This is a genomic window from Rathayibacter tritici (genome assembly GCF_001641005.1).
Taxonomy (GTDB): domain Bacteria; phylum Actinomycetota; class Actinomycetes; order Actinomycetales; family Microbacteriaceae; genus Rathayibacter; species Rathayibacter tritici.
In genome coordinates this window covers 1,044,775-1,069,394 of sequence record NZ_CP015515.1, presented here as the reverse complement: position 1 = coordinate 1,069,394, position 24,620 = coordinate 1,044,775, and the positions used below count along the sequence as shown (strand labels likewise).

The window sequence follows — 24,620 nt, the reverse complement described above, 5'->3', positions numbered from 1 at the left end:
CGCACCTCGGTCCCGCTCTGCACCTCGCTACTGGGCTGCACGCTGCTCGGTCCGGCCGAAGATAAGGTAGAGGATTCCGCCCAGGGGGATCGAGATCGCGCAGATGATCGCCCACGCCCACTTCGGCAGGTACCGGGTGCCCGCGCTGCGAATCAGATCGACGTAGCAGTAGATCAGGAACGCCAGACCGAGCAGCAGGACGGGGAGCAGGATTTCGATCTTCATGACATCACCTTCGGTCTCAGGGCTTCACTGATCTGCTGGAGGTCGTCGAGGGCCGCCTCGTCGCCGTGCACCGTGGCCACCGCCGTCGGGTTGACGACCACCTCGTCGATGCCGTGCCCGCCGATGTCGCGGATCTGCTCCGCGACCTCCTGCGCGTCGCCGACGACGAAGACGTTCCGGCGCACGAGCTCGCGCGCGCCGGAGGCGATGTCGGAGGGGTGCGCGTCGATCCCGGCGCGGCGGAGCATGTCGGAGTAGTGGAAGCGCGCCAGGTGGTTCGAGCAGCCGGCCTGCGCGAGCAGGTTCGGGGAGCGTCCCGGCCCGGTGAGGGCCACGTGCACGTTGGTCACCACCCGTGCCCGGGAGCCGTCCGCGCGCGTCAGGCGCGGCAGGAGGACGTCGCGCACGTAGGTCCGCGGCGTCATCCAGGTCACGACGAAGTCGACCAGATCGCGCGACCGCGACGCCATCCCGGGCCGCAACACCCCGGTCCCCACCTCGACCGGTCCCGTCTCGAACGCGGGGAGCCGCGCCTCACGGGCCTCCAGGCCGGGCTCGACGCTCGTCACGGAGCGTCCGGCGAGCAGGTCGCGGACCATGCCCGCGTAAGCGGCGGTGTAGCTGGCCGGGCGCTCCAGCGGAGCCCCCCTGGTCGCCATCACGAAGTCCGGGTCGGAGGCGCCATAGGCCACTGCGACGGGGCGGCCGAGGACCGCTGCGAGCGAACGCGCCTGGAGCGCAGCGTCATACGGCGTGCGCAGCGGAGCCAGCGCGGTACCGATCCCGACCGGGACCGCGTCCTCCGTCCCGCCGAGGCCGGCGAGGGCCATGTGGCTCTCGATCTGGAAGGACTGGCCCGTCCACAGGCGCGCATAACGACCCTCCCGGACGGCCCGGGCGTAGCGCCGGACGATCCCCGGACCGCTCGGCTGATGCGGGCAGAGCAGCGAGATCTCGCTCACGCGGCACGATCCCCACTCGCGCCGGGCGCGAGGTTGCGGGCGACGTCATCCGGATCGATGCCGGCCTCGACGAGCGCGTCGCGGAGGTGTTCGACCAGGGAGCCGCCCGCGGTCACGGCGGCGGCGACTCCGACGGCCAGTGCGGCGCACCGGCTCTCACCGAAGCTCTGCTCTCGCCCGGAGCGGAGCGGATCCGCGGCGACCCGCAGCCCCGGGACGACCTCTGCGCACAGCGGCGACCCGCTCGTCTCGGCTCCCGAGGATGCCACGAGAGCGCTCAGCGCCGCGGCGACCGCGTCCGCGTCGACCGAGGAGTAGTAGACGAGGGAGTCGTTGCGCGGGAACGCGTCCGGCCGCGAGAGCATCTTGGTGCGGAACGAGAGGCCGAGCCGCACGAGCTCGTGCACACTGGCGGCCCAGAACGCGAGAGCCTCGTCCGGGTCTTCGACCCGCACGTAGTGACGCAGCATCGATCCGGGGGCCGCCGGCCGGTCGGCGCGCTCGTGCACGAACATGAAGAAACCCGGAGTGAGATTCGGGCGCAGGCACGAGACGCGCGCGTGTCGGGCTCCCAGCGACTCGGTCAGCTCCTCGTCGTCGAACCGCACGCGCACACGGTGCAGCTCGACGACGCCTGCGACAGCGGCGGTTCCGAGCGGGGCCTCTACGGGCACGCTGACGCCTGGATCCGGCAGGGCCGCTCGGATCTCCTCCTCGAAGGCCTCGTCGGGAAGCAGCGACGTCGTCGCGAACACGTCCGGGTTGCCCGCGTGCAGCGTGGCGTAGAGCCAGGTCGACAGTCCGCGCCGGGGATCCAGGGCGTCGAGGTCGAGGCGCGCGTCGCCGAGCATCAGCACCCCGCGATCGGCATCCAACTCGAGGAGCCCGGCGAGTTCGGCCGCCGAGGGCCCCGCGGCGCTCATGCGCTCACCTCGCCTAGGAGGAGAGCGGCGCTGCCCGGCTCGAGCATCGCCTGGCGGCCGATGCCGGCCAGCGCTCGGTCCGAGGCCGACATCGCGTACGAGAGCATCGATCGCGCAATGACGCGCTCGATCACGTACCAGCCGACGCCCCGGGCGATCTCGTCGCGATCCAGGTCCTGGTCGGAACGGCTGCGGTATCCCGCGAGGATCGCGGCGGCCACCGGCCGCGCCCGGTCGAGCATCGTCTCGCCGCGCTCGAGCAGAAGATTGTGGAAGTCCAGCGGCGAGCTCTCCGGCGAATCGACTCCGGTGAAAGCGCGCGCGATCGCGTCGAAGAGCACCGCCCCGAGCAGCCCCGCGACATCGCGGTGCGCGGGAGCGACGGTGAACTCCTCCCAGTCGATCAGGACCGGCTCATCGTCGGCTCCGACGAGGAACTGATCCGGGCGCAGATCGCCGTGCGAGGGCACCACCTCGAATCGGCGCTGACCCGTCGTCCAGGTGCGGACGGCCTCGACCAGCTCGGCGTCGTGCTGGAACAGCCGCCAGCACTCGAGCTCGCCGCCGCTTGCCCGGGCGTAGGCGTCTGGGCTCAGCCAGTCGAACCCGTGCAACGGCTCGTCCTCCGAGCCGTCGGTGTCGAGGGAGGGATGCAGCCCCGTGATCGAGTGCAGCTCGCCGAGGATCGCGCCGGCCCGGCCGAAGAGGCGCTCGGCCTCGTCCGTGTCCTGGGCGCTGTCGAGCACCTGCTGGAGCGAGCGCGCCTCGAGCAGATAGGGGAAGACGACCGTCCGCGCCTCGGCGTCGCTCGAGAGCATCGCCGGCGAGAACGTCAGCTCCCGCGCGCGACGGACCTCTTCCCAGTGCAGGGTGTTGCGGAAGCGCCGGTCGGCGTCGGCCCGCTCACCTGAGAACACTTTGCGGAAAACCAGGCCCTCCGCAGACGTGACAACCGTGGAGCGGTTGCGCCCCACCAGCCTGTCCGTGATCGCCTCGGTCAGCATCAGATCCCCCTCGTTCCGTCGCTCCGCGACATGTCCCCCGTCGAGAGCACCGCCTCGGCACACGCGAATGCATAGACTTCCTCGATCGCGCCGAGCGGCTGATCTCCATTCAAGCAGAAAGTCAGTCCTTTCACCGAATCGGGAGTCACGAGCAGCCAGGAGCCGGCGAGCACGCCGGGTGCGGAGCCGCCTTTGAACTGAATGATCGGAGCGGTTTCCCATCGATTCTCCGTCAGCCACGGAGTCCACGGCCGCTCGGACAGGCGACGCATCACGCTGTCGATCGACTCGGGCGTCACGAAGTAGTCCAGCCCGTCCGGGTATCGGATGTCCTCGAGAGCATTCGCGCGCAGGAGGGCGTCGACAGTAGCATGATCGGCCGCGGGATCCGCTGCCGCACCCCAGGCGCGACGGTAGTAGTCCCTGGTCGAGAGCAGTGGAGTATTCAGCGCGCGAGACAGGCCGTGCGACTCGGCTGTCGCGAGTATTCTCTCCGCGCCGAGAATGCGGAGAAGAATGTCCGCCGCACTGTTGTCGGATCGCAGGACCATCAGCGAGCAGAGGTCACGGAGCGACACCGACCTGCCGATATGCGCCGGAGTCAGGCCGCTGCTGAGATACGAGATGTCCGATGCCCGGATGACGCAGTCGGTGGCGAGAGAGAACTCGCCGGACTCGACGGCACCCAGCGCCGCGTCGAGGAGGAACAGCTTCATCAACGACGATCCGGCGACGACCTCGGCACCCGAGCGGTCGAGCCGGGCCCCGTCGCGGATCAGCACCGAGACCGTTCCCGCCACGTCCGACAGCGCGCCGCGAAGGTCGTCCGCGTCGGCGAGCGGGGGAACCGCAGCGACCAGCCGGAGGCCCTCGAGGCGGCCCTCCGCGGTCTCCTGCACGTAGACGATCCCCGCGATTCCGGCCTCGGACTCGACGTGGACGGCGGTCAGCTGGTCGGATTCGCGCGTCGAGCGCACGACTCGTGGCCGGCTGAGGCGGATCGCCTGGACGGTCTGGAGCACGGCCGAGGCCGGGCCGATCCGGTGCGCAGGGCTCAGGCGGCGGTCGATGTCGTCCTGCGAGACCGGCTCGCTGGACGTGATCAGGTCGATCGCCGCGGCCGTCGTCGGGCTGGTCGTCATCACCGGAGGCCTCGCAGTTCCTGTCGTGTTTTCGGGCGGTGAGGTCTGGATGGCGCGGTGGCGGTCACCTCCCTCGGGGAAGCGCACACTGTCCGCCTCTCGCTTCTCCTTCCTCAGAGAAGGGCAGGAGAAAGGAGGCGGGTGGGAAAGAATGCTCCTCGAAGAAGCGAGTCACGAGAAGTCAGCGCCGAGCCGCCCCGGGGACGGCTCGGCGCCGATCAGGAACCCGTCCTCAGACGGATCAGGTCCAGGACCAGGACCAGGAGAACGACAGCGAGTAGCTCACGCTGACGCTGAGGCTGACCGACGTTCCCACGTCACCCAGCTCTGCGTCGTTGAGCACGATGCTCTGGATCTCCGTCGGCGATGCGTAAGCGGTGTAACCGCTCAGCAGGCTCCGTTCCATGGCTTCCCCCTTGCTTGTTTGTGAATAGGAATGCCCACTAGTTCCGACGCTTTCGCCACCCTCCCCAGCAAGCTCTCGCACACTAGCAGTACGTGACATCATCAGGTCAAGACCCGAATGGAGTAATACTTATGCGCTCACTGATCGCTACTGCTCTCTTGACAGGATTCGACACAGAGGGCATACGCGCGCTTCGCGCGCGCGCGGTGAGAAATGCCCAGGACTCGGCCGGAGAAGTCATCGTCTTCGTCGATCGCGCACTCCTCTCGGGCCCCGGGCCGACCTACGTTCTCGACACGCTCACGCGAGAACAGATCCCGACGTCGGTGCACCCGGTGAGCGGCTTTCCGACCATCGATGCCGTTCTCGAAGATGCACGCTTGCTACGAGGTTTCTCAGCTGTGTTAGCGTTGGGCGGGGGTTCGGTGATCGACCGGGCGAAGCTGGCACGAGCAGCGGCGGAGGGGGCCGACCTGCAGGCGGCGACGTCGATGGCTCCGGGACACGCTGTGCTCGAGACCGCGCGCTCACGTCTGCCGTTGATCGCGATGCCGACCACGCTCGGCACCGGATCCGAGCGCAACAGCAACGCCGTCCTCGCCGCGGGAGATCGCCGCTTCCTGGTGTCAGGATCGGTCCTGCTTCCGGAGGCAGCCGTGCTCGAGCCCGCACTGACCCGCTCCCTCAGCGCCGCCGCAGTACTCTCCGGCGTCTTCGAGGCCCTCGCGCGGACGCTCGAGCCCTACGCGAGCCCGACAACGCAGGCCGGTGCTGACCAGCTCGCGCTCGCCACCGCCGGCCGGCTCGCTGTCCTGGGCGACGCCGTCGCCTCCGGTCCGAGCGGACCAGCGGCCGAGGAGACTCGGCTCGAGATCGCCCGTCTGAGCGGCCTCAGCCACGCCCCTGCGATGCATGCGGGCCGCGCAGCGTTCGCGTTCCCCGGCTGGTTCCTGGCGCACGAGCTCGCCTCTGTCACCGGAGTGTCCAAAGTCGGCTGCCTGGCCGCCCTGCTGCCGGCGATCGACCGGCGCGCCCGGGCCGACGCGCGGGTCTGGGGAGCGCCTCGCCGCCGTGCCGCCGCGTCGATGGCGGTCCTGAGCGCACTCGGCCTCCCGTCCGGAGACGAATCGGCACTGGCCGTCCTCGCCCAGCGCTGGTCGCTGGTCGTCCCCCTGGGCGACATCGACGTCGAGGCTCTAGCCACCCGGATCCTGTCGGCGTGGGGACCGCCGTCACCGCACCTCGCCCGCGTCGGTCGAGACGAGCTCGTCGCCGTGCTGACGGAGGCGACGGACGCCACCCGTGCGCCGATCGCTCCCCGCGCGCCAATCTCTCCCCGCGCGGCTGAAGGATCAGCCACGGACGGCCGAGGACCGCGCCCGTCTTAAAGGAGCACGACCCCGTCGATCCGCGTCACCGTCGCGCCACCGACCCCGATCTCGCCGCCCGCGCGCTCGACGCGTGCCGACCTCCGGGAGGAACGCCCGCACCTCGATCGCGCACTCCGCCATCGCCGCATCCGCGATGCCGTCGCCGTCGACGACCACCGCCACCGGGTTGCCGCGGAACGGCTCGACGCCGACGACGTCGACCTAGGCGAAGCGCCGCGTGCTCACTGCTCGGTGATGTCGATCTCCTGCATGAGGTCGGCGTCGATCGCGATGCGGACCTTCTCGAGCAGGCCCTCAGGGGCGGGCGAGTCGATGGTGATCACCGAGAGGGCCTTGCCGCCCGCCTCGGTGCGCGCGATCTGCATGCCGGCGATGTTGACCGCCGCGTCGCCGAACTCGCGGCCGTAGACCGCGACGATGCCCGGTCGGTCGACGTAGCTCATCACGACAAGGTGCTTCGCGAGGGGCACTTCGACGTCGTAACCGTTGATCGCGACGATCTTCTCGACCTGCTTCGTGCCGGTCAGCGTGCCCGAGACCGAGATCTGCGAGCCGTCCGAGAGCGCCCCGCGCAGCGTGATCACGTTGCGGTACTCGTCCGAGACCGCGTCGGTGATCAGGCGCACCTCGATCCCGCGCTGCTCCGCGAGCACCGGCGCGTTGACGTAGGACACCGTCTCCGAGACCACGTTGCTGAACACGCCCTTGAGCGCCGCGAGCTTGAGCACCTTCACGTCGTAACCGGCGAGCTCGCCGCGCACCTCCACGTCGATCGACGTGACCGGCGAGTCCGCAAGACCCGAGAAGACCTGGCCGAGCTTCTCGATCAGTGGGATGCCCGGGCGCACGTACGCATCGATCACCCCGCCGGCGACGTTCACCGCGTCGGGCACGAGCTCGCCCGAGAGCGCGAGGCGCACCGAGCGGGCGACCGAGACTCCGGCCTTCTCCTGGGCCTCGTCGGTCGAGGCCCCGAGGTGCGGAGTGACGACCACGTTCTCGAGGGCGAGCAGCGGTGAGTCGGTCGGCGGCTCCTTCACGAACACGTCGAGCCCGGCGCCGGCGATGGCCTTCGCGACCAAAGCACGGTGCAGGGCGTCCTCGTCGATCAGCCCGCCGCGTGCGACATTGACGAGGAACGCCGTCGGCTTCATCAGCGCCAGCTGCTCGTCCGAGATCATGCCGGTCGTCTCGGGAGTCTTGGGCATGTGGATGGTGATGAAATCGCTCTGCGCGAGTAGCTCCTCCAGCCCCAGGAGCGTGACGCCGAGCTGCTGTGCGCGGGCGCTGGTCACGTAGGGGTCGTAGGCGACGACGGTCACGCCGAAGGCCTGCAGGCGCGCGGTGATCAGAGCACCGATGCGACCGAGGCCGATGATGCCGACGGTCTTCTCGTACAGCTCGACGCCGGTGTACGTCGAACGCTTCCAGAGGCCTTGCGCGAGCGCGCTGTGGGCGGCGGGGATGTGGCGGGCAAGGCTCAGGATGTGCCCGACGGTCAGCTCGGCGGCCGAGATGATGTTCGAGGTCGGCGCGTTCACGACCATCACCCCCGCGGCGGTCGCGGCGGCGATGTCGACGTTGTCCAGGCCCACGCCGGCACGGGCGATCACCTGGAGCGAGGGAGCGGCGGCGATCGCCTCGGCGTCGACCTGCGTCGCCGAGCGCACGAGAATCGCGTGCGCCGTGGCGAGAGCGTCGAGGAGCGCCGGACGGTCGGTGCCGTCGACGGAGCGGACCTCGAAGTCGGGACCGAGCGCGTCCACGGTGGCGGGCGAGAGTTCTTCGGCGATCAGGACGACCGGCTGTGTCACGAGAGGCGCTTCCTTCGGAGAGGGGACGGAGTGGGCACCGAGGCGGGAGCGTCGGCAGCCCCCCGTCACTGTAGCGGAGGGGTGCAGGCGTCCCGCGCCGGATGACGCGCGGAGAGTCAGCTCAGCGATGCGGACGGTCAGACCAGGGAGACCAGGCTCTCGACTCCCAGGATCAGCTGCACGTCGAGCGAGAGCACGGCCGAGAGGCAGAGCGCCGCGGCCAGCAGACCCGCCCTCGCGGCGAGGCCGCGCCGGCGACCGAGCACGAGAGCGACGACGAAGCAGACCACCGGCAGCACCAGAGCGAGCAGCAGCACGGTCCAGCCGGTCGGAGTCAGGTCGGTGTCCAGTAGCGCCGCGTAGCTGCGCAGACCGATCAGGTTGCCGATCGCCTCCCAGACGTCCCAGGCGAAGAAGAGCGCGAAGGCGACGGCGATGAGCACGGAGGCGACGAGGCGCCCGCCCCTCCGGTCGCCGCGGCCGGTCCCGCCGAGAGTGGCCCGGGTCGAGTCGGTCATCACGCCCCCTTCAGGAACGGCAGCGGAGCGAGCAGAACGAGCCCGGCAACGAGCCAGAGCACGCGGGCACGCACTCGGGAGTCGCGGGTGACGAGCAGCACGACGGCGAACCACACCGGCGGTGCCGCGACCGCGAGCCACAGTCCGAGCGTGTACATCCCCTGACCCAGCCCGTCGCCCGGCTCGAACCGCTGGACGACGGTCGGCCCCTGCCGCGTCGCCGTGATCGCCCAGGCGATGGCGTACAGGAGGTAGAGCCCGGCGGCGATGCCCGAGGCGATCAGCAGAGCGGAGGAGGAGGCCGCGTCGTCCGCGGAATCGTCGTCCCCGGAGTCGTCCCCCTCGTCGTTAGCCGCGCTGTCGCCCGCGCGGTTCGCTGAGGAGCCCGCCGCCCGCTGCGCCCGGCGCGCTCGCGCCTCGCCCGCAGCGAGGGTCGGATCCGCGCCCTCACCCGCCCACTCCAGCGCCTCGTCGTCCTCGTCCTCCATGCTCGGGACGGGTGTCTCGCCCCGGGTCGCCGGGTCTTCGTCCTCCGGGGAGCGGCCCGGTCCACCATCGATCACCGCAACACCCTAGCCGCGCGCAGCTCGCAGGAGGCTCGGAGCCCGCCGCCTCCCCGACGCCCGTCGGACACCCGGCGTTCTCCCCCGGCAGAGAGGCTGAGCGGATGGACGACCGCCGCCGCCGCTTCGTCGCCCTCGGTGACTCCTTCACGGAGGGAGTCGGCGACCCGCACCCGCGCCTGCCGAACGGTGTGCGCGGCTGGGCCGATCGCGTCGCCGAGCGCCTGGCGAAGGCCGAGCCCGGCTGGGAATACGCGAACCTCGCCATCCGCTCCAAGCGCCTCGCGCAGATCATCGACGACCAGCTCGCCCCGGCCCTCGCTCTGCGTCCCACCCTGGTCACGCTCTACGCGGGCGGCAATGACATCCTCGACCTCGGCACTGACACCGCCGAACTGATCGCCCGCTACGAAACGCTGGTCGACGCCCTCGCGACGACCGGCGCCTCCCTCGTCCTCTTCACCGGCGTCGACATCCCGGGCCTGCCCGCTCCGAAAATGTTCGTGCGCCGCAATCACCTCTACAACAGCGCCGTGCGCAGGATCGCCCGCGAGCGGGGCGCGGTCCTCGTCGACTACTGGGCGATGCAAGAGTTCCACTCCCCCATGCTGTGGTCGGCGGACCGGATGCACCTCTCCAAGCGGGGCCACCGCGTCCTCGCGGGCCGCGTGCTCGACACGCTCGGCGTCCCGCATACGATCTCGACCGGTCCGTGGAAGGCGCCCGAGCCGCTCCCCCTCCGCGAACGCCTGCGCGAGCAGCGCCGGTGGGCCGCCGACTGGGTCCTCCCCCTCGTCGGCCGCAAGCTCCGCCGGGTCACCCTCGGCGACCACCTCTCTCCCCGCTGGCCCGACCCCGTCCTCGTGCCCCCCAAGGGCGGCCTCCGCCGCCTCCCCCACCCCGCCCCCACCCCCCTCTGAACGCGAGGGAACCCCGGCCCGTCGAGGGATCCCGCAAGTGCGGGTTCCTTCGACGGACCGAGGTTCCCTCGATCGCGGCGGAGTGGCTAGCGAGTGGCTAGCGCGCGACGCTGCCGTCCGTGTAGTCCTCGTCGGTCTGCTTCCAGGCGAAGAGCTTGCGCAGCTCGCGGCCGGTCTCCTCGATCGGGTGCTTCTCGCCGCGGGCACGCAGCTCCTGGAACTCGGGCGCGCCGGCGTCCTGGTCGGCGATGAAGCGCTTGGCGAAGGCACCGCTCTGGATGTCGCCGAGGACCGCCTTCATGTTCTCTTTCACGCGCGGATCGATGACGCGCGGGCCCGAGACGTAATCGCCGTACTCAGCGGTGTCCGAGACACTCCAGCGCTGTTTGGCGATGCCGCCCTCCCACATCAGGTCGACGATCAGCTTGAGCTCGTGCAGCACCTCGAAGTAGGCGATCTCGGGCTGGTAGCCCGCCTCGACGAGGGTCTCGAATCCGTACTGGACGAGCTGCGAGGTGCCGCCGCAGAGCACGGCCTGCTCGCCGAACAGGTCGGTCTCGGTCTCCTCAGTGAAGGTCGTCGTGATGACGCCGGCGCGGGTGCCGCCGATGGCCTTCGCGTAGGACTTCGCAGTCTCCCAGGCGGTGCCGGACGCGTCGTTCTCGACAGCGATGATGTCCGGAATGCCGCGACCGGCGACGAACTCGCGGCGCACGGTGTGGCCCGGGGCCTTCGGCGCGATCAGGATGACGTCCACTCCGGCGGGCGCTTCGATGTAGCCGAAGCGGATGTTGAAACCGTGCGCGAACGCCAGCGTCTTGCCCTCCGTCAGCCTGGAGGCGATCTGCTCGCTGTAGATCGCGCGCTGGTGCTGGTCCGGCGCCAGGATCATGATCAGGTCGGCCCACTCGGCGGCGTCGGCGACACTCTTGACCTCGAAGCCGTCGTCCTCGGCCTTGGCCCTGGACTTCGACTCCTCCTTCAGCGCGACGACGACCTGCACGCCGGAGTCGCGGAGGTTCTGCGCGTGCGCGTGGCCCTGCGAGCCGTAGCCGACGATCGCGACCTTCTTGGACTGGATGATGGAGAGGTCGGCGTCGGCGTCGTAGATGAGCTCGGTCACGTGGTGAGTCCTTTTCTGTAGTGGAGTGTTCGCGTTCTGTAGTGGGAAGAGTTCGCAGTCAGTTCTTGAAGACGCGTTCGGTGATCGACTTCGAGCCGCGCCCGATGGCGAGCAGGCCCGATTGCGCGATCTCCTTGATGCCGTAGGGCTCGATCACCCTCAGGAACGCGTTGGTCTTGCCCGTGTCGCCGGTGACCTCGATCACCAGGGCGTCCGTCGCGACGTCGACCACGCGGGCGCGGAAGAGCGTCACGGCCTCGAGCACCTGCGAGCGGGTGACGTTGTCGACACGAACCTTGACGAGCAGGTGCTCGCGCTGGACCGACTGGTCGGTGTCGAGCTCGACGATTTTAATCACGTTGATCAGCTTGTTGAGCTGCTTCGTGACCTGCTCGAGCGGCAGGTCCTCCACATCGACGGCGACCGTGATGCGCGAGAGTCCGTCCAGTTCGGTCGGCCCGACCGCCAGCGACTCGATGTTGAAGCCTCGGCGGGCGAAGAGTCCGGCGACACGGGTGAGAAGTCCCGGCTTGTCCTCGACGAGCAGGGAGAGAACGTGGTGCGTCATGCGGATCTACTCCTCGTCGTCCCAGGTCGGGCTGTGGTCTTTGGCGTACTGGACGTAGCTGTTCGACACGCCCTGCGGGACCATCGGCCAGACCATCGAGTCGCGGCTGACGACGAAGTCGATCACCACGGGCCGGTCGTTGGTGGCGATGGCGAGGCGGATGGCGTCGTCGATCTCCTCCGGCTTGGTGACCCGGATACCGAGGGCGCCGTACGCCTCGGCGAGCTTCACGAAGTCCGGCACCCGGACGGTGTCGTGGCCCGTGTTGAGGTCGGTGTTGGAGTAGCGGCCCTCGTAGAACAGGGTCTGCCACTGGCGCACCATGCCGAGCGAGGAGTTGTTGATCACCGCGACCTTGATCGGGATCTCGTTGATCGTGCAGGTGGCCAGCTCCTGATTGGTCATCTGGAAGCAGCCGTCGCCGTCGATCGCCCACACGGTGCGATCGGGCTCGCCGACCTTCGCGCCCATCGCCGCGGGCACGGAGTAGCCCATCGTGCCGGCCCCGCCGGAGTTCAGCCACGAGTTGGGCCGCTCGTACTGGATGAACTGCGCCGCCCACATCTGGTGCTGGCCGACTCCGGAGGCGAACACGCCCTCGGGGCCGGTGATCTCACCGATGCGCTTGATCACATACTGCGGAGAGAGCAGGCCGTCCTCGGGCTCGGTATAGCCGAGCGGGAACTCGGCCTGCAGGCCCGTGAGGTAGCTCCACCACTCTGCGGTGTCGGCACGTCCCTCGGCGGAGGCCTTGGCAAACGCCTCGGTGAGATCCGGGAGGACGTCCTTGAGGTCGCCCACGATCGGCACGTCGGCAACCCGGATCTTCGAGATCTCTGCCGGATCGATGTCGACGTGCACGACCTTGGCGTGGGGCGCGAAGAGCGCGGCCTTCCCGGTCACCCGGTCGTCGAAGCGCGAGCCCAGCGCGAGGATCAGGTCGGCCTCCTGCAGTGCGAGCACCGCGGGAACGGTGCCGTGCATCCCCGGCATGCCGAGGTGCTGCTCGTGCGAGTCGGGGAACGCCCCGCGCGCCATCAGCGTGGTCACCACGGGGGCCCCGCACGCCTCGGCGAACGCCTTCAGCTCGGCAGCCGCGCGGGCGCGGATGATGCCGCCACCCACGTACAGCACCGGCTTCTTCGCCTCCGTCAGCAGGTGCGCGGCGGCCTGGATCTGCTTGCCGTGAGCCTTGGTGACCGGCCGGTAGCCGGGCAGGTCGATCTTCGGCGGCCAGAGGAAGGGCGCCTGCTCCTGCTGCGCGTCCTTCGTGATATCGACCAGCACCGGTCCGGGTCGGCCGGTGGTCGCGATCAGCGCGGCGGAGGCGAGGGCCGAGGGAATGTCCTCGGGGCGCGTGACCAGGATCGAGTGCTTGGTGATCGGCATGGTGATGCCGACGATGTCCGCCTCCTGGAACGCGTCGGTGCCCATCAGCGTCGAGAACACCTGACCGGTGATCGCGAGCATCGGAACCGAGTCCATATAGGCGTCCGCGATCGCGGTGACGAGGTTCGTCGCTCCGGGGCCGGAGGTCGCGATGCAGACGCCGAGCTTGCCGGTCGCCGAGGCGTAGCCCTCGGCGGCGTGGCCAGCGCCCTGCTCGTGGCGGACCAGGATGTGCCGGACCTTCGAGGAGTCCATCAGCGGGTCGTAGACCGGGAGGATCGCGCCGCCGGGCAAGCCGAAGACGTCCTCGATCCCGAGCATCTCGAGCGAGCGGACGACCGCCTGCGCTCCGGTAAGGACCTCGGCCGCGGGCGCGGCCCCCGGGGCAGGAGCGGGACGGGGCGGCTGGGGCGTCGGTGCGGGCTGCACGGCGGACGGATCCGGAGTCATGCGGGTGTCTGTTCCTTCACGAGGTGGTGCGGCGGCGAGCAGGGGCCGGAGGCGAGTGCCCGGGAGACGCGGATGCGGGGCCGGCCGGAGCGGGCCGGGTCACCCGGTGACGGCGCCCTCGGCTGCCGAGCGGACGAGCTTGGCGTACTTGGCGAGAACACCGCGGGTGTAGCGCGGGGGAAGGGGGGCCCAGCCTTCTCGGCGGGCGGCGAGCTCGGACTCGTCGACGAGTAGGTCGATCGAGCGAGCGGCGATGTCGACCCGAATCGGGTCTCCGTCACGAACGAATGCGATCGGACCTGCGTCCACCGATTCGGGAGCTATATGGCCGATGCACAGGCCGGTTGTGCCGCCTGAAAATCGCCCGTCCGTCAACAGTAGTACATCTTTTCCGAGCCCGGCCCCCTTGATGGCGGCGGTGATGGCGAGCATCTCGCGCATACCGGGGCCGCCCTTGGGACCCTCGTAGCGGATGACCACCACGTCGCCCTTCTCGATCCGGCCCTCGGTCAACGCGTCCATCGCGCCGCGCTCGCGCTCGAACACGCGGGCCGGGCCCTCGAAGACGGAGGCGTCGAAGCCCGCGGTCTTGACGACCGCTCCCTCCGGCGCGAGCGAGCCCTTGAGGATGGTCAGGCCGCCGGTCGCGTGGATCGGATTGTCGAGGGTGCGGATGACCTCGCCGTCCAACGGCGCGATGTCCATCTCGGCGAGGTTCTCGGCGACGGTCTTCCCGGTGACGGTGAGGCAGTCGCCGTGCAGGAGCCCCGCGTCCAGCAGCGCCTTCATCACGGCGGGGACGCCGCCGTGGCGGTCGACGTCGTTCATCACGTACGTGCCGAAGGGCTTGAGGTCGCCGATGTGCGGGATCGTGTCGCCGATGCGGTTGAAGTCGTCGATCGTGAGGTCGACCTCGGCCTCGTTGGCGATCGCGAGCAGGTGCAGGATGACGTTGGTCGAGCCGCCGAACGCCATCGCCACGGCGATCGCATTCTCGAACGCCTCCTTGGTGAGGATGTCGCGCGCCGTGGTGCCGGCACGCAGCAGTTCGACGACCGCCTCGCCGGACTTGCGAGCGAAGTAGTCGCGGCGGCGGTCGGCCGCGGCGGGCGAGGCGGAGCCGGGGAGGCTCATCCCGAGCGCCTCGGCGACGCTGGCCATCGTGTTGGCGGTGTACATCCCGCCGCACGAGCCCTCACCCGGGGCGAACGCGCACTCGATCCGCTTGGCGTCCTCCGCCGACATGATGCCGGCCTTGACGCCACCAACCGCCTCGAACGAATCGATGATCGTGATGTCCTTCTCGGTGCCGTCCGAGAGCTTGACCCAGCCCGGCGCGATCGAGCCGGCGTAGACGAAAACGGCGGCCAGGTCGAGGCGGGCCGCGGCCATGAGCATGCCGGGCAGCGACTTGTCGCAGCCGGCGAGCATGACGGTCCCGTCGAGACGCTCGGCCATCATCACGGTCTCGACGGAGTCGGCGATGACCTCGCGGGACACGAGCGAGAAGTGCATGCCCTCGTGGCCCATCGAGATGCCGTCCGAGACCGAGATGGTGCCGAACTGGAGCGGGTAGCCGCCGCCGGAGTGCACGCCCTCCTTCGCGGAGCGCGCGAGACGCTCGAGCGAGAGGTTGCAGGGGGTGATCTCGTTCCAGGAGGACGCGATGCCGATCTGGGGCTTCTCCCAGTCGTCATCGCCCATCCCGACCGCCCGCAGCATCCCGCGCGACGTCGTGGCCTCGATGCCGTCCGTGACGGTGCGCGAGCGAGGCTTCCAATCGATTTCCGGCATGCGACGAGGCTACCGCCTCGCGCTCCGTCCCCCTGGACATCCGGTCGGGCCGGGGAGGTCCGGGTTACGTCGAGCGCAGGTCGGCGAGCAGGCGCAGGGCGTGAGCTATCTGCTCGGGGCCGCGGACCCGGTAGGCGGCGGCGGTGGTGCCCTCGCCGCTCTTGATACCGACGTCGCCGGGGCCGAGGACGGCGAAGGCGTCCTCGTCCGTCACGTCGTCGCCGGCGTAGAGCACGGCGGTCGCGCCGGTGTAGCGGCGCAGGTGCTGCACGGCCTCGCCCTTGGTGGTGGAGCGGACCGAGAACTCCAGGACGTTCTTGCCCTCGCGCACCGTGACTCCCCGCACCTCGGCGCGCGCCTCGGAGAGGGCGACGACGTGGGCGACGCGGCTGTGGCGCTCGGTCGCGAGGCGGGTGTGCAGGGCGAAACCGGCGGGCTTGTCCTCGATCCAGACGTTGTCGATCCCGCGGGCAATGCCCTTCAGCACGTCCTCGAGCACGCCGACCTTCTCGCGCTCGTCGTCGTCGAGGCGGACCGCGTCCTCCTCCGGGTCCAGGCGGATCTCGATGCCGTGCGAGCCCACTAGCAGCGCCTCGTCCGGCAGCTGCGAGACCTCCTCCAGACTCCCGAGCGCCCGGCCCGAGACCAGGGCGACCCGGGTGGCGGGCAGGGCGAGCAGCCGCAACACGGCCTCGCGCGCCTCCGGGAGAGCCCGGGCCCGGGCGGGGTCGTCGACCTCGGGCGCGAGGGTGCCGTCGAAGTCGAGGGCGACCAGGAGCCGCTCGGTCGCTGCGAGCCCGCGCAACGCGGCGGAGAGCCGCTCGGGCACTCCCTCGCTCACCGTGCACCGCCGTCGAGCTCGCGGTCGTCGGCCGCCTCACGCTCGAGCTCGGACGCCTCGCCGTGCGCCGCGTCGTCGCGATGCTCCGCCTCCTGACCGTGTGGGGCCTCCGGGCCGCGAGCGGCGGGCCGCACGGCGAGCTGCTGACCGGCGGCGTGCTCGGCAAGCGCCGCGAGGAACGACTCCGACCACCGCGTCACGTCGTTCTCGAGCACGCGCCGCCGGAGCGCCCGCATGCGCCGCATGCGCTCGACGCGCGGCATCCGCGCCGACGCCTCCATCGCATCCTTGAGGCCCGAGATGTCGTGCGGGTTCACCTGCACGGCCTGCTTGAGCTCGTCCGCCGCTCCGGCGAACTCGCTCAGCACCAGGACACCGTCGTTGTCGAAGCGGGAGGCGACGTACTCCTTCGCGACGAGATTCATCCCGTCGCGCAGGGCCGTGACGAGCATCACGTCGGCGGCCAAGTAGAGCGCCACCATCTCCTCGCGCGGGTAACCGTGGTGCAGGTAGCTGATTGCGGGATGCCCGAGCGTGCTGTAGTCGCCGTTGATCCTGCCGACCTGCAACTCGATGTCATCGCGCAGCTGGCGGTAGGTGTCCACGCGCTCGCGGCTCGGGCTCGCGACCTGCACCAGCACCGCGTCCTCGGAGGTGAGGCGGCCGTCGGCGAGCAGCTCGCCGAACGCCTTCAGGCGGTGGCCGATCCCCTTGGTGTAGTCGAGGCGATCGACGCCGAGCATGATCGTCGCGGGGTTCCCCAGCTCGGCGCGGATCTCGGCGGCCCGCGCCTGGATCCCGGGGGTCCGCGCCATCGCCTCGAAGGAGGCCGAGTCGATCGAGATCGGGAAGTGCCGGGCAACGACCGGGCGCACGCTCGCCCCGCGCCGGGAGCGGTTCACTCGGCGGGTACCGCCGACGGCGTCCTCCTCGACCGGGACCTCGACGACCGTGCTGCGGGTGTCGTAGCCGAGCAGGCGCCGGACCGCGCGCAGGAAGCTGCCCGCGTCGCCCTGGCGCTGGAAGCCGATCACGTCAGCGCCGAGCAGGCCCTCGACGATCTGCCGGCGCCACGGAAGCTGCGCGAAGATCCCGTAGGGCGGGAACGGGATGTGGTTGAAGAAGCCGATCGTGATGTCGGGGCGCAGCTCCCGGAGCATCTTCGGGACGAGCTGGAGTTGGTAGTCCTGCACCCAGACGACTCCGTTGTGCTCCGTCACGGCCGCGGCTGCCTCGGCGAAGCGCTGGTTGACCCGAACGTAGGCGTCCCACCACTCACGGTGATAGGTGGGCGGCGCGATCACGTCGTGGTAGAGCGGCCACAGCGTGTCGTTGGAGAAGCCCTCGTAGTAGTCCTCGAGCTCCTGAGCGCTGAGGGCGACGGGCACGATCTGCACGCCGTTGTCGACGAACGGAGCGACCTCCTCGTCGGCGACACCGGGCCAGCCGACCCATGCGCCCTCGTTCGCTCGCATCACCGGTTCGAGCGCCGTGACGAGCCCGCCGGGCGAGGTCTTCCAGGAGGCGGTGCCGTCCTCGGCCACGACGCGGTCCACCGGGAGGCGGTTCGAGACGACCACGAACGAGTTGCGCTCGGTCCCTCCCGAGGCCTCGGCATCGATCCCGTCAGCGGAGGAGGAAGAGGAAGCGGAGTGCGGAGGAATGGTGGTCCCAATCGTCGGTCGAGCCGTCGTCGTGCCCGTCGAGGCTACCAGCCCGCCCCCGACGGGGGCCGGAATCAGCCCTGCACGAGGGCGAGCGCGAGCGTCGCTCCGCCGACCGTCGGGACGACCGCGACCAGGCCCAGCAGCGCGTACTGGCGCCACGAGATGTGCACGCCCAGCGCGGTCAGCCGCTGATGCCAGAGCAGGGTCGCGAGCGAGGCCCACGGTGTGATCAGCGGTCCGGCGTTCACGCCGATCAGCAGGGCGACCAGCCGCAGCGGATCCGCGGCGACCGGCTCGAGGGCAAGGTACGCGGGCAGGTTGTCGACCAGGTTCGAAGCGACCGCTCCTGAGCCGGCCAGGCGCAGCAGGTCGAGCGTCCCGCTCCCCTCGCCCGCGACCACGGCGAGCGCCGCGCCCAACCCGAGCTGGTGCGCCGCCTCCATCGCCACGAAGAGGCCCGCCGCGAAGACGACGAGCTGCCAGGGTAGGAGCGAAGCCTTCAGCGCAGAGGGTCGACGCATCGCGAAGAGCACGATCAGCGCCAGCGCGGCGACGGTCGCCGGGATCCACACCTCCAGACCCGAGACGAGCGCGGGCAGGAGCAGAGCCACCACGGTCCCTGCGCCGACGAGCAGCACCCGGTCCGCGACCGGCGTCCGCTCCCCCGGCGTGTAGCGCCCGGCGAGTTCGCGCCGGTAGCGCACCGCGAGGATCAGCACGGGCACAGCGGCCGCGACGAGCGCGGGCACAGCGGTCAGCGCGGCGAAGGCGAAGGGGCCCTCGACCCCCAGGCGCCGCTGGGCGAGCAGGTTGGTGAGGTTCGATACGGGCAGGAGGAGAGAGGCGCAGTTCGCCAGCCAGACCGTGGCCATCGCGAACGGCAGCGGTGAGACCCGCACGTGCGCCGCGAGCAGCACCACGACCGGAGTCAGGAGCACCGCGGTCGTGTCGAGCGAGAGGAAGACCGTGCTCACCAGTGCCATCGCTACGACCAGCAGCCACAGCACCGCGGTGCGCCCGCGCCCCCATACGGCAGAGCGCTCGGCGACCACCGTGAACACCCCCGCCTCGGAGGCGAGTTCGGCGACCACCGTCACCGCGACAACGAAGCCCAGGATCGGCGCCGTCCGCTCGACCAGCTCTCCCAGCGCGTCCATCGGGAGGACCCCGGCGATAACGGCCGCCGCTCCGACGACGAGCAGTACTGCTCCGATCACAGCCGTGCGCATGTCGTTCCCGTTCTCTTCGGCGAGCCCCGGCACGAGGACTCAGGTCCCGGCGGCGGTCCACCGTAGCGGGAGAACCCCTCCGTACTGTCAAGCGTTCCTCTGAGAGGTTCCGCACCCGCTAGCGTCGGAGTGGAACACGGGAGGCACACGCATGCGCAAATTCATCTTCAACTCCAGCGTCATCAGCGCGATCGTCGGCGGGTGGTCGATCCTGCAGACCACGCGCAAGGGGCCGCGGGACTGGCGTCTGGCCCTGCAGTGGGTCAGCTGGGTCATCTCGGTCACCGTCGCCCTCGGCTCCGTCTCCTACGACTCGAAGGAGATCGTCAAGGAGGAGCGCGGCAAGAAGCGCGACCGCTAGGCCCCCTCCTGGCACGTCGCCTCCCCGCGGGGCGGCGTGTCAGCCGCTCGTCAAGCGTGCTCACGGCGACACTGGTCGCAGTCGCTGCTTGCACGGGAAACGGGGTTCGTCATGAGGTTTCGTCTGAGGCGCCGCCAGCCGGCCCCCGAGGTCGTCGCGGTGGCCCCCGTACTCAGTCAGGACGAGCTCTTCGCCGTGGTGCACGAGCGCCTCGCCGCGTTCGTCGGCTCCGAGGGCTCCTGGGTCGTCACGCGTCGCAGCCACGACGACCGCGACCCGATTTTCCACGGCATGCTCGCGCGATCGCTCGCCCACGAGCTCTCTGCCGCGATCCAGGAGGAGCAGCTGCGCGCCGGCGCCGAGCGGACCTCATCCCCGCTCACTGCGGCGATCCCGGCGATGCGCGCCGCCACACCGCCGGTCGAGCCGGCCGCGCTCACCTGGGATCCGCAGCCGATCGCCGTCTGGGCCGAGCCGTCCGCCGCCGACCTCGCGGCCGACACCCCCGTCGCGACCCGCCCCTGACCCTTTTCCCGCGATCGAGGGGTCGGCAGTGTCCGCCGACCCGCGATCCCGTGTCACACCGTCGGCCACCCCTCGGGCCCGTCGCTGCCGGCCGGGTACTCGTCGAGCGGCACCGCGTCGGCGTGCCAGGCGTCGATCGCCGGCTGCACGATCCGCCAGCACTCCTCCGCCGCGTCGCCGCGCACCGAGAGCGACGGATCGTCGTCGAGAATCCCCGAGATGACCTCGCCGTACGCCAGCAGCTCGCCCGCGCCGAAGACGGCCTCCAGCGAGGCGCGCTCGAGGGTGTACGGATCTCCGGGGCCATTGATGCTGAGTTCGAGCGCCATCTTGTCGGGCGCGAGGAACAACCGCAGCACCGACGGCTCCTCCGCGCCGTGGAAGCCGCGGGGCAGATGCGGCACCGGCTTGAAGCGGATGACCACCTCGCGTCGCCGCTCCCCGAGCGCCTTCCCGGAGCGGAGCGTGAACGGCACGCCCGCCCAGCGCCAGGTGTCGATCTCGACGACGAGCTCGGCCAGCGTCTCGGTCGTGCGCGCCGGATCGACACCCTTCTCGTCCGCGTAGGACGGCAGCTCCCGCCCATCGATCGTCCCCGCCGTGTACCGGGCGCGACGCGAGCTCGATGCGGCGTCATCGCCGTGCAGGCGTGTGGCGCGCAGGACGATCGACTTCGCATCGCGCAGGTCGGCCGCGTCGAGCGTCGACGGCGGCTCCATCGCGATCACCGCGAGCACCTGCAGCAGATGACTCTGGATCATGTCGGTCAGCGCGCCCGCTGTGTCGTAGTAGCTCGCCCGTCCCTCCAGGGCCAGCTGCTCGTCGTAGACGATCTCGACGCTCGCGATGTGCTCGGCCGACCACAGCGGCTCCAGGATCCGGTTCGCGAAGCGTAGTCCGAGCACGTTCATCACCGTCGCGCGGCCGAGGAAGTGGTCGACGCGGTGGATGCGGTCCTCGGGGACGAGCGCGGCGAGGCGCTCGTTCAGTGCGTGGGCGCTGGGCTGGTCGGTGCCGAACGGCTTCTCGAGCGCCAGCACGGTGCCCTCGGGCAGGTCGTGGGCGGCGAGCGCCTCACAGGCCTTCGCCGCGATTGCCGGCGGCAGCGCGAAGTAGACCGCGACGGGCCCCTCGCAGCTCGCGAGCAGCGCGGCGAGCGCCTCCGGATCCGTCACGTCGACCTGCTGGTAGCGCGTGCCGGAGCGAAGCGCGTCCACCCCCGCACCGGTCGCCTCGACGGTGGCGAAGGAGCTGGTCAGCACCTCGCGCCAGTGCTCCTGGGTCCAGTCCTCGCGCCCGGCACCGACGAGATGCACGCGCCGGTCGCTCTCGCGGGCCAGAAGCTGGCCGACGGCGGGCAGGAGCAGCCGCGAGGACAGGTCTCCCGTCGCTCCGAGGATGAGCAGGGTCGAGACAGTCTGTACCATGCGGCTCACCCTACGGCGGCGCCGAAGAGCTCCGCTCCGCCTTGACTGGGAGAGGACAGGGGAACCTGAGAGGATCACCGCATGGTCTCCCCCATTGAGGACTACGCCGTCCTCTCCGACTGCCGCACGGCCGCTCTCGTCTCCTGCGACGGGGGGATCGACTGGCTGTGTCTGCCCCGCTTCGACTCCGCCTCCGTCTTCGGCGCCCTCCTCGGTGGTGACGACCAGGGTCGCTGGTCGCTGCGGCCCGTGGACGGCCGGGCGACGAGCGAGCGCCACTACCTCGGCGACACTCTGGCGCTGGTCACCCGCTGGACGACTCCGACCGGGGTGGTCGAGGTGGTCGACGTGATGCCGCTGCGCGACGAGCGCGCCGAACTGGTGCGCCGGGTACGCGGAGTCTCGGGAACGGTCCGGATGCGGCAGGAGCTGCGGATCCGCTTCGACTATGCCCGCACCATGCCGTGGATGCGGCAGGAGGGGACCGACGAGGACCCGCTGCTCGTCGCCGTCGCCGGCCCCGACGCGGTCGTCGTGCGCGGGGTCCGCCTGAAGGCCGTCGATCACGCCCACAGTGCCGAGTTCGAGGTCGCATCCGACGCGGTCATCGACCTCTCGATGGCCTGGTTCCCCTCGCACCAGCGCGCGCCGAAGCGCCTCGACGTGGACCGCGCGCTCGAGCGGACTCTGGCCTGGTGGTCCGAATGGGCGTCGGCGATCAGCTACGACGGCCCGCACCGCGACGCCGTCGTCCGCTCGCTGCTGACCCTCCGGGCTCTTACCGACGATGAGACCGGCGGTATCGTCGCCGCCGCGACCACCTCGCTCCCCGAGCAGTTCGGCGGCGGCCGCAACTGGGATTACCGCTACGTCTGGCTCCGCGACGCCTCGCTCACCCTGCAGGCGCTGCTCGCGCACGGGTTCGAGCGGGAGGCGCAGAAGTGGCGGGCCTGGCTGCTGCGGGCGGTGGCCGGCTCACCGGAGGACGTGCAGATCATGTACGGCCTCGCGGGTGAACGAAACCTGCCCGAGCGCGAGATGCCGAGCCTGCCCGGCTACGACGGCGCGTCCCCGGTGCGGATCGGCAACGCCGCCGTCGACCAGTACCAGGCCGACGTGATCGGCGAAGTGATGGTCGCTCTGCACGAGGCGCGCATGGCCGGAGTGGACGAGACCGAATTCTCCTGGCCGCTCCAGCGCGCCCTGCTGGGCTTCGTCGAGACCAACTGGCAGCGTCCGGACAACGGCATCTGGGAGATCCGGGGCGAGCCGCGGCACTTCACGCACTCGCGGGTGATGATCTGGGCGGCGCTGGACCGCGGCGTCCGTGCCGTGCGCGAGAGCGGCCTGCCGGGCCCAGTCGAAACCTGGGAGCGCCTGCGCGAGGAGGTGCGCGCCGAGATCGAGGCGCAGGGCTACGACGCCGAACGCGGCCACTTCGTGCAGTCCTACGGCTCTCCGGAGGTCGACGCGTCACTCCTGGTCCTGCCGATGGTTGGCTTCGTCGCGGCCGACGACCCGCGGATGCTGGGCACCGTCGCCGAGCTGGAGCGCGCGCTCCTGCAGGACGGCCTGCTGCACCGCTACCGCACCGAGTCCTCGGTCGACGGCCTCGCCGGCGGTGAGCACCCGTTCCTCGCCTGCTCCTTCTGGCTGGTGCGGCAGTACGCCGACTCCGGCCGGATCGACGACGCGCGGACGCTGATGGACCGCCTGGTCGGACTCTGCAACGACGTCGGCCTGCTCGCGGAGGAGTACGACGTCGAGGGCCGCCGGCACGCGGGCAACACTCCGCAGGCCCTCTCGCACCTCGCCCTCGTGCAGGCGGCGGATGCGATCGCGGCAGCGGGATGAGGCGTCGGCGGGTCGTGCATCGGCCATGAGGAGGCGGACGCCCACCTCGCGGACGCTCTCCTGAACTTCAGCCGCGAGCTCGGCTGAAAAGAACGGCCCCGCTTGACCTCGAGCGCACTCGACGTCGTAGGTTGACGCCATGTCCACCGCCACCGCCGCCCCGGCCGAGCCGGAGGCGCTGTCGATCTCGCAGGTCGCCGCCGTCACTGGTCTCACCGTGCACACCCTGCGCTACTACGAGCGCGCCGGCCTGATGCTCGACCCGGTCGAGCGCGCCGCGTCGCAGCACCGCCGCTACCGGCCGGCCGACGTCGGCTGGGTCGACTTCCTCACCAAGCTCCGCTCGACCGGCATGCCGATCGCGCGGATCCGGGAGTACGCCCGGCTCCTCCGGGTCGGGCCCGACACGGAGCCGGAGCGCCTCGCGCTGCTCCGGAGGCACCGCGAGGAGGTCGAGGCGCAGCTCGCCCGGACACACACCAGCCTCGCCGCGATCGACATCAAGATCGCGGCGTATCAGGAGAGGACCACCACCTAGATGAAGACGATCACCCTCGGATCCGACGTCGCCGCCCTCGAGGTCTCGCGCCTCGGCCTCGGCGCGATGGGCATGTCGGCGTTCTACACCGGCGCCGGCACCGACGACGCGGAGTCGATCCGTACCGTGCACCGCGCCCTCGAGCTCGGCGTCACGTTCCTGGACACCGCCGAGATCTACGGCCCGTATACGAATGAGGAGCTGCTGGGCCGAGCGCTAGCCGGCCGCCGCGACCAGGTCGTGCTGGCGAGCAAGTTCGGCATGATCCAGCACCGCGGCGACGGGAGCCGCGGGCTCGATGGCTCCCCCGAGAACCTGCGGCTCGCCGTCGAGGGCTCGCTGCAGCGCCTCGGCACCGACCGCATCGACCTCTACTACCAGCACCGCATGGACCCCGGCGTCCCCGTCGAGGAGACCGCCGGAGCCTTCGCCGAGCTGATCCAGGAGGGCAAGCTGCGCGGCTACGGCCTCTCGGAGGCGGCGCCCGCGACCATCCGCCGCGCGCACGCCGTGCACCCGGTCACTGCGGTGCAGTCCGAGTACTCGCTCTGGACCCGCGACCCCGAGGCGGAGGTGCTGCCGGTGCTCCGCGAACTCGGCATCGGCTTCGTGCCGTACTCGCCGCTGGGCCGCGGCTTCCTCACCGGCAGCATCCGCTCGGTCGACGAACTGGGCAGCGACGACTTCCGCCGCGACAATCCGCGCTTCGCCGACGAAGCACTGGAGGCGAACCTCCGGATCGTCGAGGCCGTCGACCGCGTGGCGGCCGAGGCGGACGCGACTCCCGCCCTGGTGGCGCTCGCCTGGTTGCTCGCGCAGGGTGAGGACATCGCTCCGATCCCCGGCACCAAACGGGTCTCGCGCATCGAGGAGAACGCCGCCGCCGACGCCCTTGTGCTCACTCCGCAGCAGCTGGACACCCTCGACTCGCTCGAGGCCCCCGTCGGCGATCGGTACGCCGACATGAGCTCCGTCAACCGCTGAGC

The 24,620-nt window shown here is 70.5% G+C and carries 24 protein-coding genes; 7 read left to right on the top strand and 17 right to left on the bottom strand.

Annotation, left to right across the window (positions count from 1 at the left end; translation table 11 throughout):
* Nucleotides 1-27: 27 nt before the first annotated feature.
* The 6 genes from A6122_RS04770 to A6122_RS04745 form a co-directional block, all read right to left on the bottom strand.
* The gene (locus tag A6122_RS04770) at nt 28-225 is read right to left on the bottom strand and encodes a PLDc N-terminal domain-containing protein (RefSeq protein ID WP_068252199.1); all 198 of its coding nucleotides are present in this window, start codon (nt 223-225) and stop codon (nt 28-30) included.
* Nucleotides 222-1,187, bottom strand: coding sequence for an LLM class flavin-dependent oxidoreductase (locus A6122_RS04765; protein WP_068252196.1), 966 nt, complete (start codon nt 1,185-1,187; stop codon nt 222-224). The genes A6122_RS04770 and A6122_RS04765 overlap by 4 nt, the downstream gene beginning before the upstream one ends.
* Complete coding sequence (locus A6122_RS04760) at nt 1,184-2,110, bottom strand: T3SS effector HopA1 family protein (protein ID WP_068252194.1); 927 nt, start codon at nt 2,108-2,110, stop codon at nt 1,184-1,186. Before A6122_RS04760 ends, A6122_RS04765 begins: the two co-directional genes overlap by 4 nt.
* A complete protein-coding gene (locus tag A6122_RS04755) occupies nt 2,107-3,114 on the bottom strand; it encodes a phosphotransferase (protein ID WP_068252192.1) in 1,008 nt (335 codons plus the stop codon). Before A6122_RS04755 ends, A6122_RS04760 begins: the two co-directional genes overlap by 4 nt.
* Nucleotides 3,114-4,256: a serine hydrolase gene (locus tag A6122_RS04750; protein ID WP_068252189.1), complete on the bottom strand. Its 1,143-nt coding sequence runs from the start codon at nt 4,254-4,256 to the stop codon at nt 3,114-3,116. The genes A6122_RS04755 and A6122_RS04750 overlap by 1 nt, the downstream gene beginning before the upstream one ends.
* A gap of 241 nt (nt 4,257-4,497) precedes the next feature.
* Complete coding sequence (locus tag A6122_RS04745; protein WP_068208500.1) at nt 4,498-4,662, bottom strand: signal protein; 165 nt, start codon at nt 4,660-4,662, stop codon at nt 4,498-4,500.
* Nucleotides 4,663-4,793: 131 nt separating this feature from the next.
* On the opposite strand from A6122_RS04745, the gene A6122_RS04740 reads away from it, so the two are divergent.
* Nucleotides 4,794-6,050 carry an iron-containing alcohol dehydrogenase gene (locus A6122_RS04740; protein ID WP_068252187.1) on the top strand — a complete coding sequence of 419 codons (1,257 nt, stop codon included), beginning with the start codon at nt 4,794-4,796 and terminating at the stop codon, nt 6,048-6,050.
* A 224-nt stretch (nt 6,051-6,274) separates the two neighbouring features.
* Here the strand turns inward: A6122_RS04740 and serA are convergent, their stop codons facing one another.
* From serA to A6122_RS04725, 3 genes are all read right to left on the bottom strand, one after another.
* Nucleotides 6,275-7,867, bottom strand: coding sequence for a phosphoglycerate dehydrogenase (serA, locus tag A6122_RS04735; protein WP_068252185.1), 1,593 nt, complete (start codon nt 7,865-7,867; stop codon nt 6,275-6,277).
* A 137-nt stretch (nt 7,868-8,004) separates the two neighbouring features.
* Nucleotides 8,005-8,385, bottom strand: coding sequence for a hypothetical protein (locus A6122_RS04730; protein ID WP_084415822.1), 381 nt, complete (start codon nt 8,383-8,385; stop codon nt 8,005-8,007).
* Nucleotides 8,385-8,948: a hypothetical protein gene (locus tag A6122_RS04725; RefSeq protein ID WP_068252182.1), complete on the bottom strand. Its 564-nt coding sequence runs from the start codon at nt 8,946-8,948 to the stop codon at nt 8,385-8,387. The genes A6122_RS04730 and A6122_RS04725 overlap by 1 nt, the downstream gene beginning before the upstream one ends.
* A 104-nt stretch (nt 8,949-9,052) precedes the next feature.
* On the opposite strand from A6122_RS04725, the gene A6122_RS04720 reads away from it, so the two are divergent.
* Entirely contained in the window at nt 9,053-9,868 is an 816-nt protein-coding gene (locus A6122_RS04720) for an SGNH/GDSL hydrolase family protein (protein WP_068252180.1), read from the top strand.
* A gap of 97 nt (nt 9,869-9,965) precedes the next feature.
* On the opposite strand, the gene ilvC is transcribed toward A6122_RS04720, so the two are convergent.
* From ilvC to A6122_RS04685, 7 genes are all read right to left on the bottom strand, one after another.
* Complete coding sequence (gene ilvC / locus A6122_RS04715; RefSeq protein WP_068252178.1) at nt 9,966-10,991, bottom strand: ketol-acid reductoisomerase; 1,026 nt, start codon at nt 10,989-10,991, stop codon at nt 9,966-9,968.
* Between the two features lie 58 nt (nt 10,992-11,049).
* Nucleotides 11,050-11,559 carry an acetolactate synthase small subunit gene (gene ilvN, locus A6122_RS04710; protein WP_097166525.1) on the bottom strand — a complete coding sequence of 170 codons (510 nt, stop codon included), beginning with the start codon at nt 11,557-11,559 and terminating at the stop codon, nt 11,050-11,052.
* 6 nt (nt 11,560-11,565) lie between these two features.
* Nucleotides 11,566-13,398 (bottom strand): acetolactate synthase large subunit, encoded by a 1,833-nt coding sequence (locus A6122_RS04705; RefSeq protein ID WP_068252173.1) that lies wholly within the window; start codon nt 13,396-13,398, stop codon nt 11,566-11,568.
* Nucleotides 13,399-13,497: 99 nt separating this feature from the next.
* Entirely contained in the window at nt 13,498-15,192 is a 1,695-nt protein-coding gene (ilvD, locus tag A6122_RS04700; RefSeq protein WP_068252171.1) for a dihydroxy-acid dehydratase, read from the bottom strand.
* Between the two features lie 64 nt (nt 15,193-15,256).
* On the bottom strand, nt 15,257-16,033 hold the full coding sequence (gene otsB / locus A6122_RS04695) for a trehalose-phosphatase (RefSeq protein ID WP_068252168.1): 777 nt from the start codon (nt 16,031-16,033) through the stop codon (nt 15,257-15,259).
* Nucleotides 16,030-17,655 carry an alpha,alpha-trehalose-phosphate synthase (UDP-forming) gene (locus A6122_RS04690; RefSeq protein WP_167542404.1) on the bottom strand — a complete coding sequence of 542 codons (1,626 nt, stop codon included), beginning with the start codon at nt 17,653-17,655 and terminating at the stop codon, nt 16,030-16,032. Before A6122_RS04690 ends, otsB begins: the two co-directional genes overlap by 4 nt.
* A 116-nt stretch (nt 17,656-17,771) precedes the next feature.
* A complete protein-coding gene (locus tag A6122_RS04685; RefSeq protein ID WP_068257046.1) occupies nt 17,772-18,929 on the bottom strand; it encodes an ArsB/NhaD family transporter in 1,158 nt (385 codons plus the stop codon).
* Between the two features lie 151 nt (nt 18,930-19,080).
* On the opposite strand from A6122_RS04685, the gene A6122_RS04680 reads away from it, so the two are divergent.
* Nucleotides 19,081-19,290 (top strand): hypothetical protein, encoded by a 210-nt coding sequence (locus tag A6122_RS04680; RefSeq protein WP_068252165.1) that lies wholly within the window; start codon nt 19,081-19,083, stop codon nt 19,288-19,290.
* A 111-nt stretch (nt 19,291-19,401) separates the two neighbouring features.
* A complete protein-coding gene (locus A6122_RS04675) occupies nt 19,402-19,815 on the top strand; it encodes a hypothetical protein (protein WP_146076702.1) in 414 nt (137 codons plus the stop codon).
* A 53-nt stretch (nt 19,816-19,868) separates the two neighbouring features.
* Here the strand turns inward: A6122_RS04675 and A6122_RS04670 are convergent, their stop codons facing one another.
* Nucleotides 19,869-21,242: a glucose-6-phosphate dehydrogenase gene (locus A6122_RS04670; protein ID WP_181137211.1), complete on the bottom strand. Its 1,374-nt coding sequence runs from the start codon at nt 21,240-21,242 to the stop codon at nt 19,869-19,871.
* Between the two features lie 81 nt (nt 21,243-21,323).
* Here A6122_RS04670 and A6122_RS04665 point away from each other — a divergent pair, with 81 nt between their 5' ends.
* The 3 genes from A6122_RS04665 (at nt 21,324) to A6122_RS04655 (ending at nt 24,618) form a co-directional block, all read left to right on the top strand.
* Entirely contained in the window at nt 21,324-23,096 is a 1,773-nt protein-coding gene (locus A6122_RS04665) for a glycoside hydrolase family 15 protein (protein ID WP_068252157.1), read from the top strand.
* Nucleotides 23,097-23,235: 139 nt separating this feature from the next.
* Nucleotides 23,236-23,634, top strand: coding sequence for a MerR family transcriptional regulator (locus A6122_RS04660; RefSeq protein ID WP_068252155.1), 399 nt, complete (start codon nt 23,236-23,238; stop codon nt 23,632-23,634).
* The gene (locus tag A6122_RS04655; protein WP_068252152.1) at nt 23,635-24,618 is read left to right on the top strand and encodes an aldo/keto reductase; all 984 of its coding nucleotides are present in this window, start codon (nt 23,635-23,637) and stop codon (nt 24,616-24,618) included.
* The last annotated feature ends 2 nt before the right edge of the window (nt 24,619-24,620 follow it).

Excerpts from the sequence above, each read along its gene's own strand:
- A6122_RS04770 (WP_068252199.1), bottom strand. The coding sequence starts at position 225 with ATGAAGATCGAAATCCTGCTCCCCGTCCTGCTGCTCGGTCTGGCGTTC.
- A6122_RS04760 (WP_068252194.1), bottom strand. The coding sequence starts at position 2,110 with ATGAGCGCCGCGGGGCCCTCGGCGGCCGAACTCGCCGGGCTCCTCGAG.
- A6122_RS04755 (WP_068252192.1), bottom strand. The coding sequence starts at position 3,114 with ATGCTGACCGAGGCGATCACGGACAGGCTGGTGGGGCGCAACCGCTCC.
- A6122_RS04750 (WP_068252189.1), bottom strand. The coding sequence starts at position 4,256 with ATGACGACCAGCCCGACGACGGCCGCGGCGATCGACCTGATCACGTCC.
- A6122_RS04745 (WP_068208500.1), bottom strand. The coding sequence starts at position 4,662 with ATGGAACGGAGCCTGCTGAGCGGTTACACCGCTTACGCATCGCCGACG.
- A6122_RS04740 (WP_068252187.1), top strand. The coding sequence starts at position 4,794 with ATGCGCTCACTGATCGCTACTGCTCTCTTGACAGGATTCGACACAGAG.
- A6122_RS04730 (WP_084415822.1), bottom strand. The coding sequence starts at position 8,385 with ATGACCGACTCGACCCGGGCCACTCTCGGCGGGACCGGCCGCGGCGAC.
- A6122_RS04720 (WP_068252180.1), top strand. The coding sequence starts at position 9,053 with ATGGACGACCGCCGCCGCCGCTTCGTCGCCCTCGGTGACTCCTTCACG.
- ilvN (WP_097166525.1), bottom strand. The coding sequence starts at position 11,559 with ATGACGCACCACGTTCTCTCCCTGCTCGTCGAGGACAAGCCGGGACTT.
- A6122_RS04705 (WP_068252173.1), bottom strand. The coding sequence starts at position 13,398 with ATGACTCCGGATCCGTCCGCCGTGCAGCCCGCACCGACGCCCCAGCCG.
- ilvD (WP_068252171.1), bottom strand. The coding sequence starts at position 15,192 with ATGCCGGAAATCGATTGGAAGCCTCGCTCGCGCACCGTCACGGACGGC.
- A6122_RS04685 (WP_068257046.1), bottom strand. The coding sequence starts at position 18,929 with ATGCGCACGGCTGTGATCGGAGCAGTACTGCTCGTCGTCGGAGCGGCG.
- A6122_RS04680 (WP_068252165.1), top strand. The coding sequence starts at position 19,081 with ATGCGCAAATTCATCTTCAACTCCAGCGTCATCAGCGCGATCGTCGGC.
- A6122_RS04675 (WP_146076702.1), top strand. The coding sequence starts at position 19,402 with ATGAGGTTTCGTCTGAGGCGCCGCCAGCCGGCCCCCGAGGTCGTCGCG.
- A6122_RS04670 (WP_181137211.1), bottom strand. The coding sequence starts at position 21,242 with ATGGTACAGACTGTCTCGACCCTGCTCATCCTCGGAGCGACGGGAGAC.
- A6122_RS04665 (WP_068252157.1), top strand. The coding sequence starts at position 21,324 with ATGGTCTCCCCCATTGAGGACTACGCCGTCCTCTCCGACTGCCGCACG.
- A6122_RS04660 (WP_068252155.1), top strand. The coding sequence starts at position 23,236 with ATGTCCACCGCCACCGCCGCCCCGGCCGAGCCGGAGGCGCTGTCGATC.
- A6122_RS04655 (WP_068252152.1), top strand. The coding sequence starts at position 23,635 with ATGAAGACGATCACCCTCGGATCCGACGTCGCCGCCCTCGAGGTCTCG.